Here is a 14,650-nt window from a genome sequence, read left to right as displayed (position 1 = left end):
GCCCTCATCTCGGATAGAGTAACGCCATGCTGCGGTAACGTGGCCCTAAATGGCAAGCTGCAGTTCGGGTTGCTGCTGCTCTGACTGCTCCATTTCCCTGAGCTTGCGACGCGCCTCGATGATGCGGGGCTTCATCAGTTCGGCGACAGCCTCGAACACGGGGACGACGACCGAGTTTCCGAACTGGCGGTAGGCCTGGGTGTCCGAGACCGGTATGACGAAGCGGCTTTCGCCGGGTGCGTCGAAGCCCATCAGGCGTGCGCACTCCTGAGGGGTCAGGCGGCGGGGGCGGTTGCGCAGGTTTTCCGGTGAGTCGAAGGGCTTTAGATCATCAAAACCGCGGTCGACCAGGATCTCCGAGCCGTCCTTGTGGTAGCGGGCCGAAAGGGTGCGCGCAACGTCGTTCGGGCCGGTGAGGCCGAATCCGAAGCCGTTGCCCTTTTCGCGATGCTTCTGGGCGTAGCGGTACAGGTATTCCCACAGCTTGGGCGTTAGGATGTACTTGTCGTCGACGTCGTCATCCAGCAGATCGCTGAAGGAGGGGCGATGCTTCGGGTAGACCTTCCCGAGATCCCGCAGGGTGAAGCCCTGGTGCACGTTCAGGTCCCGGCGGAAGCCGACCAGCACGATGCGCTCACGGTGCTGGGGCACGAAGTGCCGAGCATCGATGACCTTGGGATCCTGTCCCTTCGGGGCTTCCACGTCGGCCACATCATAGCCGAGCTCGTCCAGTGCCTCGCAAATCACGCGGAAGGTTTTGCCCCTGTCGTGGCTCTTGAGGTTCTTGACGTTCTCGAGCATGAACGCCGGTGGCCGCTTGGCAGCGATGATCCGCGCAACGTCGAAGAACAGGGTGCCCTGGGCATCGCATTCAAACCCGTGCTTGCGGCCCAGCGAGTTCTTCTTGGAAACACCGGCGAGTGAGAAAGGCTGGCAGGGGAAGCCGGCGAGCAGAACGTCGTGGTTCGGGATCTCCCTGTGAATATGTTTGTAGGCCGTTTCCTCATCCACGTCGGTGCGTGCCGACAGGGTGATATCGCGAATGTCGCGGTTGAATCGGTGTGTTGCCGGGTCGCAGTAGTGGTTGGCCTTGTAGGTGCGAACTGCGTACTTGTCCCACTCCGAGGTGAAGACGCACTCGCCGCCGATCGACTCGAACCCCTGACGAATCCCGCCGATGCCGGCGAAAAGGTCAATGAAGGTGAAAGCGGCACGGCCCTGATGGCGGGGGGCCTTCGGCAGCATGGCGATCAGGCGGCGTGCCTCGTTACGGGTGATCCTCTGCTTCGCCCGGCCCTTGATCGTGCGGTTCAGGGTTTCGCGACACCAGCGGTCGTCTACCTCCCGCAGGGCAGCAGCGACAGTGCCCTGGTCGTAGATCTCGAGCACCCGCTCCAGCAGCTGACGGTCATCCAGCAGGTCGTAGTGGGACGTGTGGGCCGTTGGGTCGGCTGCGTCCTGCTTATCGAGGTCCGGGAACAGGGACATGTGGCTTCCTCTGGGTCATATCTGTGACGGAATGTCTAAATTGTATTCCCTTTGGATGGCTCTGCGCTAGGACCTGACGAGATTTTTTGGGGTATACGGATTTAATGGTTGATGGGGCACCTTCACCCCATCAATCTGATACCACCCTCAGGTGGTTGATAGATCGACTCCGTAGTTGAGTTCCTCTGCGAAGTCCGGCAGTCCGTAACCGATGGTTTTCTTGTAGAAAGGAGAGACCTTCGCAGTCGGTGCCTTCTTCTTGTGCTTCGTGGTGTAGAGCATTCGTGCCCGCATCACCTCGAAGGAGTAACCGCGCCCTTCACGGTTCTTGTCCTTGGCCAGTCGGTTGATGGACTCCGTGTAAGCGTTGGTGACGGGCATGTCCGTCTCGAAGTAGGTCATGGTCTCTTCGCGCCAGTTTCCCACTGCCCTGACCAGATCGCTCCAGACTTCCTTTTGGCCCTTCGGGATGGTGGCTATCCACTCGTCCAGGGCGGCTTCTGCCTGGAGCCGTGTGGTGGCGTCCCAGATGCCGTAGAAGCGCTCCTTGTGCTCGTAGGCGGCCAGCAGTTGCGGGAACGCGCCTGTCCAGGTCTCCATGATGAGGCGCTCCCGGTCTGAGACTTCGTGAGCGCGTTTCAGCAGGATTTTCCGGTCTCCCTTGAGAGTCCGGCTCTGGGACGGTTTCAGCTCCTTTCTGAGGCCCTTGCGCACTCTCTCTAGGGCATCGTTGGCCATGCGCACCACATGGAACTTATCGACCACGATACGGGCCTGGGGCAGCACAGCCTTGACCGCTGCCCGGTAGGGGTTCCACATGTCCATGCTGACGATCTCGACCTTCTGCCGGTCTTTCAGCTTCATCAGGTAGTTGGTCACCACGTCCTGGCGGCGGGTGGCCAGCAGGTCGAGCAGGGTTCGCTCCTCAATGTTGGTCAGAATGCAGCGGTAGCGCTTGTTCAGGTATAGCTCGTCAATGCCCAGGATGCGGGGCGTCTCGAAGCGGTGCCAGCGCCCCAGGAACTCGGCGCGGGCGTTGAAGATGTCGCGCACCGTCTTCTCGTCCAGGCCGGTCTGTGCCGCCACAAAGGTGTAGGGGTGGTTGAAGGATTCCTTCTCCACGTACTCATGCAGCCGCAGTGTCATACGGAATCCGTCCACCATCTCCGGTAGCTGGGGCCTGAATGTTGTCTTGCAGGCCCGGCAGGTGTATCGGCGGCGGACCACCCAGAGAGTGACCCGCTTGCCGTGGATGGGCAGATCACGATAGGGAACGTCACGCTTGCCGAACCGTACGAACTCACCCTGCACGCCGCATTCCTCGCAGGCGATGGGATCGGGCACGTCCACCTGGAAGTGCATTTCGTCGTCGGTTGATTTGCAGCCCAGTACTTGGTATTGCGGCAGGTGAAGGATGTTGTCGGGAAGTTCGGTCATGGTGTTGTATAGGCGTAGGTGTCAGTCAGATCCATCCGGCTCGGCATTGGTGTTTGCTTTTTTACCCAACAAGCTGCTGGAAACGAAAAGTAAGGCACCGAGGACAATTGCAATATCAGCCAGGTTGAAGGCCGGCCAATGCCAGTCTCGCCAATAGAAATCAAAGGAATCCACAACATAGCCGCGAAAGACCCGGTCAATCAGGTTGCCCATGGCGCCACCGAGGATAAGACTGTAAGCGATGGCTTCTCCTTTATGACGATTTTCAAGGATCAGCTTGATCAGAAAAATCGAGACCACTACCGCGATTCCGATAAAAAAGTAGCGCTGCCAGCCTCCACCATTCGCAAAAAGACTGAATGCGGCACCGGTGTTCCATAGGTGCACCCAGTTAAAGAACGGGGTCACCGAAACATACTCGCCATAGGCCATTGATTGCTGCACCAGCCACTTTACAGCCTGATCAGACGCTGCCAGCAGGCCCGATATGGACAATAGGGCATACGGCGAGAGCTTTTTGCCAATAATGAGCATTATTTAACCCTTCAACGCCAAAATGCGTCTGGCACCGTTAAGTACAATGCCCCCCGCGATGGTGCCGATAATCAGATCCGGATAATTGGAACCGGTCCACGCGACCAGGGCGCCGGCGGTGATGACCCCCAGGTTGATCACCACGTCGTTGGCCGAGAATATCCAGCTTGCCTTCATGTGCGCCCCGCCTTCCCGATGTTTGGATATGAGCAGCAGACAACTGGTATTGGCAATCAATGCGACGAATGCGATAGCCATCATCACCAGCGATTCAGGCTCACTACCGAATACAAAGCGTCTCACCACCTCTACGAGCACGCCCACAGCCAAGATCAGTTGCAGTACACCAGCAAGATGCGCGGCACGTACCTGCATTTTCACGCTATGTCCAACCGCATAAAGGGCAAGCCCGTACACCGCCGCATCGGCAAAATTGTCCAGGGATTCTCCAATCAGGCCGGTGGACTGGGCGATCAGACCGGCAGTCATTTCCACCACGAACAGAAGTGCATTGATGCCGAGCAACCAGCGCAGGGTCCCGGATTCTTGCTTAGCAGAAGCTGCCGAAAACTCGGCGGCCTTGATGGTCTCCGGATTTGCAGCGACGGTTTCCTGAAGCGAGGCGCCTAGCCCCAAGGTCTTCAGTTTCGAGGTGACGGGCTCGACCTCGCCGTCATGCACGACCTTCAGCCGGCGGTTCGACAAGTCGAAGGACAGCGCCCGAATCTCCTCAAAGCCGTTCAGGGCTAGGCGAATCATTCGTTCTTCTGATGGACAGTCCATCTTCGGCACGGCATAAACACTGACCCATCTCCCTGGCGCCTCGGAGGAGGCCTGTATATCGGTATCCGCTGCGGACGTTGCATCACCGCCACAGGCGCCACCACAGGATTTGCTCATGATACGACTCCACTTGAACAATGTTGTGGTACCATTTAAAACTATAAAGCTACTATAAGGTCAATAGAGTAAAGAATCCGTTGGGGAGGAGGCTGATGCGCATTGGTCAGTTGGCGCAGTTGGTAGGGGTCGAAACACAGACGATCCGCTTCTATGAACAGCAGGGCTTGTTGCCGCCGCCTGATCGGCAGGACAACGGTTACCGTGTCTATACCGAGAAGCATGGTGAGGGGCTGGCCTTCATCCGTCGCTGCAGAATCCTGGGCCTGTCACTGGCTGAGATTCACGAACTACAGAGCTATCAGGACGACCCTCATCAGCCTTGTACCGCCGTCAACGCCTTGCTCGATGATCACATCTCTCATGTGCGGTCGCAGATAACCGCTCTGCAAGCGCTTGAGAAACAACTCGTTTCACTGAGAGCGAGTTGCAACGATGACCGGGAAGTTGAGGCGTGTGGGGTTCTTGCTGGAATTAGCGAAGGAAACATGCACCAGCAGTAGGTGAAGCATCAACCAGATAATCCGATGAGATGCCGGTCTGTCTCACTCTCATGCAAAGGTAAGATCAACCATTTAATCCGCTTACCCATTTTTTGATGGGTAATATTGGCGTCACGACATCCGTCTCCCCGAGGATTTGCCGGCGACTCGCTAACCGAGTCTCTTTTCCAGCAGTTCCTGCTGTGTCAGGGGAGGAAGTAGCTCCCGGCCGGCACCTGCCAGAATGGGCGCCGGGCCGGAGGCGATAATCTCGTGAAGAGTGCCGACCCGAACGAATTCAGTGACAGGGATAGATTTGAAAGACTGCTTCTTCCTGCCATAGAGGGATTCGGTTTCCCCGCTACTCCCGCTCCTGCTCCTCGTGATCAGCTCGAGCTTCTCACGATCGAGGTAGTGCCCCGCCACGAGTATGTTGTCCCGGACGGATGGATCGTTCATCAGGTAGCCGGTGCTGCTGTTACTGTCCCAGTAGGGTTTCACGACATTGATGTGGAAAGTGTCGATCCCACATTTCGCGAGCTCGAGCATGGTCCTGACCTGGCCATCGTTCAGGCCAAAGAACAGGTCGGCTCGACCGCCAGGAAACTTGTGTTTGATCTCCAGCTGGACAAGCCGGCCGTCCGGCATTTCAAGGATGGTGTCGATGTCCCACAGGAAGTCGTAAAACGGCTGGATGGCGCAGTTCTTGAAGAGACGGTGGAGAACGACGTCCCTGAACATGTTGCGGTTATGGGCACCTTCCGTGATGCGAAAAAAGGCGGTGAGAACCCTCAGCGTTTCCTGGAGTAGCGGGGCGGGGCTCTCGAAATCGGGTACCGTGATCCGCCTCTGGGCCATCAGTCTCTGCTGTACCGACTCCCCGGTCCGCTTGAAATAGCGTGACATGACGAAATCCCGTTGGCTCTCGTTGTAGTCACACATAATCACGCTCTTCGGATTTCTTCTTTCGAGCATGTCGAAAAGCTTGCCCGTTCCCGAGTCATCCGGCTCGTGACGCCATATCCACCATGAGTTGGGCTTCCCCCTCTGAGCGGCCCGCAGGAGCGAGAGAGGAAGTGGTCTGGCTCCAAGGGGTGGCATCTCCTTGAAGATACTCTCCATAGTGCCCTCTATGGCGAGTCCCTCCAGTAGCCGATGCTTGTCCATGGAAAGCAGGTCTTTCTGGACTTCCCAGTTTTCGACGTCCAGTTGATCCAGCGGGCCTAGCGGTGTGAGTAGTGCCATGTTGGGGTTCCAGTCCAGTACCGACCCTAACCTACCATGATGTAACTCTTTGCTGTTGTGAGAGATTAATCATGGTTTCCGCCCGTATTCGGGCAATGTAACCGCAGCTCGAGCAGGACGGCATTTGCTGGCGGCTGATTTGGCGCAGCCCGGACCATGTCGCCCGGGTATGCATGAACCAGGTATCCAGCGTGCTGTACTGATCAGCGCATCTTGACGACCGGCAACTCCTCCCACCGCGTCGTATAGCGTGGCGAGCGATACGCGCAGCGGAGGTGCCAGGCCGCGTTCTCGCGCCCTCCACCCAGCTTGACGGTGCCCGCACCCAGCTCACGATTGAGCTTGTCGAGTGTCGCCATCAGGCGCTCCGAGCGTTCTCGTTCGGCATTGCTTTGTTGATCCGCCAGGATGTCGAACTGCTCATGGTTTCGATCGACGAGGTCAGTCAGCATCACGCCACACTTCTGGTAGGCCACGCCCGCACGATGGATCCGATCGAGACCCCGCGACGCCGTATGGACGATCAATCGGCTGTCATCGGTGGGACGCGGTAGTGCCAGCAGGAGGCTTTCGTGGTGCTGGGGCAGCTCGGGCCGGAAGGGGTTGGTTTTGACGAACACGACCAGGGCACACGCCAGGCTCTGCTGCTTGCGGAGCTTTTCGGCGCCGCAGCTCGCATGATGCCTGATGGCCTCATGCAGCTCTTGGCGATCGCCGGTAAGCCGGCCGAAGCTTCGGCTGGTCATGATCTGCCTTTTGGGAACCGACATGTCGTCGAGCTCAATGCAGTCTTGCCCGCGCAATTCCCACACGGTGCGCTCCATGACGACCGAAAATAGGCGCCGTAGCTGCCTGGGATCAGCCACGCGCAATTGCCAGGCGGTATGAATGCCCATATCCGCGAGGCGCAGGCCGGTTCGCCGCGCCACCCCCCAGACCTCCGTTACGGGCAACCGCTCAAGCACACGCCGCGTCGTGTCGCTCTCCGGTGGCAACAGGGCCACGCCCTCACAGGCCGCCTCCTTTTTTGCTAAATGGTTGGCGATCTTTGCAAGCGTCTTGCTGGTACTGAGTCCGATACTGATCGGAATGCCCGTTTCTTGCCTTACCCGGAGTCGCATGGCCTGGCAGTGATCTTCGAGCCTCTCGCCCGGGAACCCATCGAACCCCAAGAATGACTCGTCAATCGAATAGACGCTCACGTCCGGTGTGTACTGGTGATAGACAGCCGTCACCCGGCGGCTCATATCGCCGTAAAGTGCGTAATTGCTGGAGAACAGCACGCACTGTCGAGTGATGTGGGGATCGAGCATGTGTGCAGGGGCGCCCATGGCAACGCCCAGGGCCTTGAGCTCGGGGGATCGGGCGATCACGCAGCCGTCATTGTTCGTCAGCACTCCAACTGGCCTGCCATCCAGGTCTGGCCTGAAGGCTTTTTCACAGGACACGTAGAAGTTGTAACTACGAATGACATTGCCATTGACGTACGATGAGCGCGCCCTGTACGAGGGTTCCCATGCTCTCATTCATGTCCATAGTTTGCGCGATTTTTTGCTGTCAACATGGACAATATATGTCCATACTTCTAAAGTTATAAGTACCACCTTTGTTGAACATCGAAACGGTCTTCCCAGTAAATACCTCGGATCTGCTCTTCTGTGTTTGGTAGATAGCCCGATGATTGCTATTATATAATCGAAAGTTATTGAATATATCAGAGTTTAAAAAGATTATAATGTGAAGATCATCCAGTATAACGTCAATGAACACGAAGAATCTTTCATTCAATGGTATGCGGGAAAGACTGATCACTGTCAAGAGGAAGAGGTACGATGGCAAACAATTGGAATATCCCTGGTGGGCTGGAAAGAGAAGTCCGTGGAAGAGATAAAGTGTGTGTCTACTGCGGCAACGAATTTACCTCTGTGAAAGTTTCAAGGAGGTCTGCGGCAAGCTGGGAGCACATCATCAATGATGCGAGAATTATCACCAGAGAAAACATTGCTCTCTGTTGCTGCGGTTGCAATGCTAGCAAGGGACAGAAGATGCTTTCGGATTGGTTGCAAACCAGATACTGTAGTGAGCGTGGAATTACACCGGACACTGTAGCACCAATTGTTAAGCTGGCGATTGGACGCAGCCTGTAGCGTTTCGCTTAAAAAGGCGAGGTATAGCGACGTTTTTCCCGTTGCGGTTTCTCCCCTACTACTAAATCAGCGTAGCGAATAGGAGGTTGCGTGGAATACATATACATAGATAGCAATGTATGGAACTTTCTATATGAAAACGATATTGATCTAAAAAAAGAGTTCCCGGAGAACAACTATGAATTGAGAATTGTTGGCGAACAAATCTTGGAAAATCGTGCTATTTCCCACGATCCCACCCTTGAAAAATACATCGCTAATCGAATTGAGTTGTGGGAAATAAAAATCGATAGGATTTTTGGCTTTTTTAATAATCATCACAGCACTGAGGATCAGCGGGTTGGCGGTTATGAGGATGGCCGATACATAGGGCAAGATGAAAAAGCTTTAATTTTATCTTATAAAGGCAGGGTAGGTGATACAAAGCGAAAGTCCGGTCTTTATAGAAACGAAGCTGATTTATCTTTAGCGGCAAGATCAGTGCATTCGATCGTGCTCACACTAGACACTAAAGGCCCCTTGAAATGGGCGAAGCAACAAGGCTTACTTATTGTTGATCTCACTGACTTTTGTCAAGAACAATGCACACTTAAAGCGTACGTCGAAAGAAAATGCTAGCAAGGTAAAAGAGCTACGCAGACTTCAGGTTACAGACGCTGCCAAGCCCGCACCAACGTGCGCAACGTTACATGGAGGCACCAATAATGCCTGAATTATTTAATCAAAACCAGTTTGACCGTTGGCAAGAACTTCGTAAGCCGCTTAATGAACACAAGCGCGCTAAAGAGCATGGCCAAGTTGTTGAAGTAGCCAGAATGATAATATCTTTGGATAAAGAGGCGAAGTTTATTCGTATAATGACTCCTCTTTTCTATAAAGAGATTGGCATGGCATATGAAAAACTTAGTGAAACAGAAAAAGCAATTGAAAGCTATCGGCAAGCTGTAGAAGGCCTTGTTAGGTATCGTGAGTCTAACGACCTTAATAGTCCAGAGGACTGGTTGAAAGATATTCAATCCTTAAACAAAAATATAGATCGATTACAAGCAAAGTTAAAGTGACCCCCTCCAGAGCTGCGCAGTGTATTGTGCAGCTATGGAGGGGGCATTACAGTTTATCGAATGATGGATCGCGAAAGGCTTTGTCAGGCAGGAACTTAAGAATAAACTTGATCGCTACGGTGGCTCACGAGACCGATCCTAGCTCGTAGCCGCACTAAATACACTCGACCAGTTCCTGTGGCAGCAGGCCCCCTGAGCCTATAGTTCAAGGAGCCACGGGCTATATGTGATGTGACAGTATTCACCACCTGTCAGGATCAACAGGAGGGTTATATTCTTCTATTCGTATTACCGCTGCTTGCTTCATACCAAACGCTGTACTGTACCTCTCTATACCAAGATAAACTCCAATAAAGTTTTCTATATAACTTTTTTCTATCAGCTGCCCATCATATGACAACAATATAGGCAGAGAGTTATTCCTTGCGGGAGCATAATCACTCATAACAAGATACAAGTCTCCAGATATCTGCTGCTGCACTTGATATCCAAAATCGTTAACACCTTCAAAGACAAATGGAGATCTGGTCAGCATCTCCGGATGAGCTAGTATATCATCGTGCAAGCCAAGTTCTTCGCCAATCACCTCAGCACCAAACGTATCAGACGCAACAGAAAATGCATTATCTCTAAATTCTCTATCTGCATTCTCTTGCTTTATAGCTTCAGCATATCCTTCCATGCGTTGCTGACGTTCTTCTTCTACTCTATCGACATAGTCCTGGTCAACGCTACAATTCGACTCGACATTCCTTAGGCTCTGTGAATCAACTAATATTCTTCGTTTAGTACCGCCCTCGCCTGTACCAGAGTAAGACCAAAGATCATTGCTATATATAGCTTTTTTGAGCAAAGTATCATTTACCTCATATGACCTATAGATTTTATCATTAACCAATAAGTCACCATCATAGACACCCGTTTTTTGGGTGAACTCTAATTGTCCATTTATCTTATTGCATGTGTATGTAAGATTGTCTCTGGAGTTTTGAATAGTGGTATCCCTGACCGTGCATGTGCCTGAGCTATCACACCTCGTGTCAGTTTCCATTGGCAGGCGTTGGCTCCAGATCATAGGGGCACATCCTGTCAGTCCGAAAACAGCCATTACACCTACCAAAAATATTTTATTCACCTAAAATCCCCTTTGTTAATCATATAAAAAAGTAACCGATTTTCTTATCACTAGCAACAAATAATTCACGCCAGATACATATGCATAAATAACAAATTCAGGAGATACAGCATGGCGCCCCTCAAGTAAAACAAAAAGGAACGATTATCGATTAAGCAACACTTTTCCAGCCTTTATTTGCTCAATTTCATCCAGTAAATCCTCGATGTATGAGTTCTGAGCTGAAACTATTGAGCTTAATCGATCAATCTGCTGGCGATAGTCAGCCAGTTTCTGCTTGTCCGTCCTAGAGCGATTGTCTGTGGTTTTCTTGCTCGCCTGACTCTGTTCTGCTTGAGCGCTGGTGTATGCCTGTACCTCCAAAATCAGGAGCGGATATCGATCTTTCTTTAACGCAGAAGGATCGCGCCCCGCTTCTCGTGCAATGTTGTTCTGGCTTACCAATGAACCTGCCGGCAAAACTTCTGGTTTGTGTTTTTTAAGGCGCTCAAAGGCCTCGCGGAAGGCTTGTTCAGCGGTCTTCTTATTCGTTGATGGCATCAAGATAAACCTCTATCGCGTAAATTTCTTGTCTTAACGCACTGTAGCGCGGGCTAGTAGGAAACAAAGACTCCAGTTGTTTTTCATGTGCTGACTTCAGACGCCTGAGTTTAGTTTCGTTCTTACGTTCGAATATCGCATCGGCACAGACACCTCCGCCATCGCCTCCGGCACATCTTGAAACGGATTCAATCCCCCCGTATTCACAGGAACCGGCTTTCATGCAGTAGCCCAGCAGTGTGCGACGGCACCCGACAGCACCCTGTTTGATGAGTTTGCTAAGCTGCCGTTCCTCGTGGGTCTCAACAAGGTCGATAACCTTTGATGGCATCATCTCTCTTTGGTGGGGTCTTACGTATTCCACACTATCGGTCACCACATCCACCAACTGCCGGTAAATCAGTCTATATGATTCAAGTATGACAGCCGTTTTGGCATCGGAATTCAATCTCAGGTTGGTGTGGTTGCGACCATAGTATAGCGTCATGTTGCGACTTAAATGCTTCATGACCCACTGCAAACTGTTGTCAGAGACCATGTTAGAGGCAAACATATTGACATTCGTGGTGCGCCGCAGTTGGTGGGCAGAAAAAGGCCAGGGGAGGCCGACCCCAAACCCAGTTTTTCTACTGAGATTTGGGGTCATCGATACCGCAATCTTCCAGTCAGATTCGGTCACAGTGATTGCTTGGGGATCGAACACGCAAGGGTAAAGAGCCATAAACGGCCCGAAACGAAGCTGCGTCACTGCTTCTCCCTTCGCGTTTCGATAATTGATTTTTGAGGCAGCCCATGGCTCCGTGGAGGCCAACGACAACGGAAATGAGGTCTTCTCGGACTCTAACGTTGATGTGCCTTCCGTATAATGACGCATTCGTAGCCTAGCTATACTAGTCGCCACATCCACCGCTTTTTTCACCGTTTTCGGCACAACCCAGCGTGCATCGTCATCTGGATCGGTTTTGGTTGTCTCTCCGACGATGAGTGCAATTTCCCCCAACCGCTCATCGTGTTCAATAAAAAAACAGTCAGATCGCAGAGACATTGCTTCACTGACTCGTTGCAGAGAAAAATTTAGTATGTAAAGCAGGGACGCATCTCTAACCATGTTCAAATAGCTAGCAAGCTGCGCCACGCTCCTTTTTTTCTCACGCCCCATCCACTTTTCAAAGATTTCCAATAAACGGTATTCGACCAGAAAATCATCAAAACTTCCGTTAAATAAAATACGGCGATTGTTGTAAGAACGTTGTTGAGTAAAAGGGCTTTGATATCTATCGAACTTAGGAACCGCTGCCAAATTGTGTTCATAGGCCTTCGATATCCAGGTAAACGCTTCTTCAATCGCCGCTTGATGCTCCAGAAAATCATCGAGACACTCGTTTAGTCGATTGACTTGGTAGCTCCAGATTCTCGGCGGGATATACGGGGTTTGAATTTTCTCCCAGCTCTGCTGCTGGGAAACAAGATAGGTCAGAGTCCTTTCATCAGCAATTTCAAAATTAAAAGCGCCACCATGTAGTCGCAGCTTGTGAAGAAAATTAATATAAATCTTGTAGCTGGCACCTTGCAGCGCTTCTGCAATATGTTGATGAACGCGGGGGAACTGGGACAAATCAGTGATTAATATTCCTTGTTCATCGCAGACCTTGGCAATTTTCTCCATGCATTGGAAACAATAGGCACAACTTCTGATCCTTCCCGGAAACAGCCTAGGGTGGTATAGCACCAAAAATATCGCCTGCTTGACGAACTGAACATTGGCATACGAAATCTTCCCTTTAATGAAATTAAACGTAGCGGATCTCTCAAAAGCTCGATAATCCCAGAAATCATCCCCGAAGCGTGACAGGTCACGCCCCTCCTCATCGACTGATATCACCCAATCGTCAGGCGGTGGAAAACTCGGGGGTCGATACAGCTCGGACTCGTTTGTGACCAGTGTGGACGGAGACATAAAGCGCAAATTTTCGGCGTTCATCCTTACTCCAGAAACTCAATAACGGGGGACCAGTTTGGGTGATAATCGCCTTCTTCGATTCGTTTCTGCGCCTCCGCGACCCATTGAGCGCGTAGAGGACTGGACCTTTGGAACCATGTGAGTTTCGCTGTTATACGCTCTAGCACTCGATCAGCGGGTACTGCTTCGCGGGTCAGTGTCATGCTTGCTTCGATGGCCTTAAGGTGGCGCAGTGAGGTCAGCGACCAGACGTAATCTTCGGTATCTGAATCCCGGTGATGACGGCACCACAAGCAGCCGGATGGATTAACGCAGTTAGGTTCGACGACATAGTCAGGTTTATCATCTGTCGCCTCAGGCTGGCCATTACAGCTACTGGCAATGACTGACCCAGTGAGATCGCCTTGTTTAATTGGATCATGCTTGTCCCAAAACTGCGTGATTTCGACCATTGCACGCTGCTGACTGGGTCGCTCGTACTGCTGGCTCAGCACCTCACGGGTGTGCTGCGCCATCTCAGCTGTCAGGTCTGGGTTCCCTGAGCGGCGCAACAACCAATTCACTCTGGTATTCCGTAAATCACTTGGCGTCACCCAAGGGATATCATGTTGGGTTAATACGGATCGAATCAGTAACAATGAGGTCAAGCCGCTCCTGGTCTGGCTTTCCCCCTGACCATTTTTATCAAACAAAGGAAATAGGAGTTCCGACTCTGGAAAAAAATGGCTAATGAATGACCGATAGCTTTCAAGGAATGGCTTGTATGATTTATAAATCCGAAAGCTCACCTCACCACCCTTCCGATTTTTGTAACACCGTACGTTCCAGCTATCGCCGAGCGGTTTGTATTTCAGGGTGCCTCGATTCAACTCCTTGGCTTGTGTCAAATTCATTCCTGTTTGTGCAAGGAAAATTAGAAACTCCGCCTGGACACGGAGATTTACCAAGATCCATCTCCCTGCTCCTCCCGTACCATTTATAGTCTGCACGGGCTGCCTGAGCCGCATGGCGGCTCGATATTTCGCTTTTTGTTTAACGCTCCATTTGTCTTTTGGTGTCGAATGCCAATCCGGCTCGGATAACCCTGCAAATAGTTTCACCTGAGCATGTTCGGCCAGTCCGGAACGAACTGGGATTGTTAGAGGTAATGAGCCGTAAACTTCCTCAATCGATAGTCCCGCTATAAGATCAACCAAAAAATGCCCCTGCTTGAAAGTTGCCTCAAGACTCTGCTTCTCGGCCGTTTTGCTCACCGCTTTTCTGGCGGTAGGGGAAGCGCGCAAACGTGTTCTGTTAACTAATCGCACAGTCCCTGGAATGCTTAAAATCTGACCAAAGAGTGACGACAACGTTGACGCTTTAATATAGGCTGTTCTTGCGTTAATAGTCGATTTTTTGCTCTTCGACTTAATAAATAGATATTCGGCGTATTTTAGATAATTCGCTTCCAATTGCTCCAGACCGAACGAACACTGATGTTCCTCCAGAAACTGAAAGAATTGCGTGAGGGTCACAATATAGTGTGGAACCGAATTAGGTGATTGGCCAGCAACTAGGCGGGTCATGATCTCGTCTTTGACCGCCAGAAGAAGCTCAAGACGTTCCAACTGCGGATCGCCAAGTTCGCCACGGTCGATTATTTGCATGGCGAGGTTAGCTCTATGACTGGCTGAACCCCTATACAAGAAGCGCTTTAGATTTAGTTGGGACTCCCCGCGTAG

Annotated in this window: 13 protein-coding genes; 3 read left to right on the top strand and 10 right to left on the bottom strand. The window is 52.0% G+C overall.

The genetic code is table 11. The features are described from left to right. Positions 1-45: 45 nt before the first annotated feature. The 4 genes from dcm to NFI08_RS22460 all read right to left on the bottom strand — a co-directional run bounded on the left by dcm (position 46) and on the right by NFI08_RS22460 (position 4,359). Positions 46-1,488, bottom strand: coding sequence for a DNA (cytosine-5-)-methyltransferase (dcm, locus tag NFI08_RS22475; protein WP_108132533.1), 1,443 nt, complete (start codon positions 1,486-1,488; stop codon positions 46-48). 147 nt (positions 1,489-1,635) lie between these two features. Then, positions 1,636-2,925 (bottom strand): ISL3-like element ISPpu12 family transposase, encoded by a 1,290-nt coding sequence (locus tag NFI08_RS22470; protein ID WP_349591562.1) that lies wholly within the window; start codon positions 2,923-2,925, stop codon positions 1,636-1,638. Positions 2,926-2,946: 21 nt separating this feature from the next. Continuing rightward, entirely contained in the window at positions 2,947-3,459 is a 513-nt protein-coding gene (gene lspA, locus NFI08_RS22465; protein WP_004863699.1) for a signal peptidase II, read from the bottom strand. A gap of 3 nt (positions 3,460-3,462) precedes the next feature. Next, complete coding sequence (locus NFI08_RS22460) at positions 3,463-4,359, bottom strand: cation efflux transmembrane domain-containing protein (protein WP_004574643.1); 897 nt, start codon at positions 4,357-4,359, stop codon at positions 3,463-3,465. 95 nt (positions 4,360-4,454) lie between these two features. On the opposite strand from NFI08_RS22460, the gene cadR reads away from it, so the two are divergent. Continuing rightward, positions 4,455-4,862 (top strand): Cd(II)/Pb(II)-responsive transcriptional regulator, encoded by a 408-nt coding sequence (gene cadR, locus NFI08_RS22455; RefSeq protein WP_004364961.1) that lies wholly within the window; start codon positions 4,455-4,457, stop codon positions 4,860-4,862. Positions 4,863-5,012: 150 nt separating this feature from the next. Here the strand turns inward: cadR and NFI08_RS22450 are convergent, their stop codons facing one another. Both NFI08_RS22450 and NFI08_RS22445 read right to left on the bottom strand, forming a co-directional pair. Then, positions 5,013-6,086 (bottom strand): hypothetical protein, encoded by a 1,074-nt coding sequence (locus tag NFI08_RS22450; protein WP_108133641.1) that lies wholly within the window; start codon positions 6,084-6,086, stop codon positions 5,013-5,015. 203 nt (positions 6,087-6,289) lie between these two features. Then, a complete protein-coding gene (locus tag NFI08_RS22445) occupies positions 6,290-7,612 on the bottom strand; it encodes a Y-family DNA polymerase (RefSeq protein ID WP_349591559.1) in 1,323 nt (440 codons plus the stop codon). A gap of 711 nt (positions 7,613-8,323) precedes the next feature. On the opposite strand from NFI08_RS22445, the gene NFI08_RS22440 reads away from it, so the two are divergent. Both NFI08_RS22440 and NFI08_RS22435 read left to right on the top strand, forming a co-directional pair. Further along, positions 8,324-8,851, top strand: coding sequence for a hypothetical protein (locus NFI08_RS22440; RefSeq protein WP_349591182.1), 528 nt, complete (start codon positions 8,324-8,326; stop codon positions 8,849-8,851). A gap of 86 nt (positions 8,852-8,937) precedes the next feature. Further along, positions 8,938-9,294: a tetratricopeptide repeat protein gene (locus NFI08_RS22435; RefSeq protein WP_349591181.1), complete on the top strand. Its 357-nt coding sequence runs from the start codon at positions 8,938-8,940 to the stop codon at positions 9,292-9,294. A 241-nt stretch (positions 9,295-9,535) separates the two neighbouring features. Here the strand turns inward: NFI08_RS22435 and NFI08_RS22430 are convergent, their stop codons facing one another. From NFI08_RS22430 to NFI08_RS22415, 4 genes are all read right to left on the bottom strand, one after another. Next, on the bottom strand, positions 9,536-10,429 hold the full coding sequence (locus NFI08_RS22430; RefSeq protein ID WP_349591180.1) for a hypothetical protein: 894 nt from the start codon (positions 10,427-10,429) through the stop codon (positions 9,536-9,538). A gap of 144 nt (positions 10,430-10,573) precedes the next feature. Further along, a complete protein-coding gene (locus tag NFI08_RS22425) occupies positions 10,574-10,969 on the bottom strand; it encodes a hypothetical protein (RefSeq protein WP_349591179.1) in 396 nt (131 codons plus the stop codon). Beyond that, on the bottom strand, positions 10,953-12,950 hold the full coding sequence (locus tag NFI08_RS22420; RefSeq protein ID WP_349591178.1) for a hypothetical protein: 1,998 nt from the start codon (positions 12,948-12,950) through the stop codon (positions 10,953-10,955). Before NFI08_RS22420 ends, NFI08_RS22425 begins: the two co-directional genes overlap by 17 nt. A 2-nt stretch (positions 12,951-12,952) precedes the next feature. Next, positions 12,953-14,575, bottom strand: coding sequence for a hypothetical protein (locus NFI08_RS22415; RefSeq protein WP_349591177.1), 1,623 nt, complete (start codon positions 14,573-14,575; stop codon positions 12,953-12,955). Positions 14,576-14,650: the final 75 nt, after the last annotated feature.

This window comes from Halomonas sp. EF61, assembly GCF_040147045.1.
Lineage (GTDB): Bacteria > Pseudomonadota > Gammaproteobacteria > Pseudomonadales > Halomonadaceae > Halomonas > Halomonas litopenaei.
This window is presented reverse-complemented; position numbering and strand designations above follow the sequence as displayed.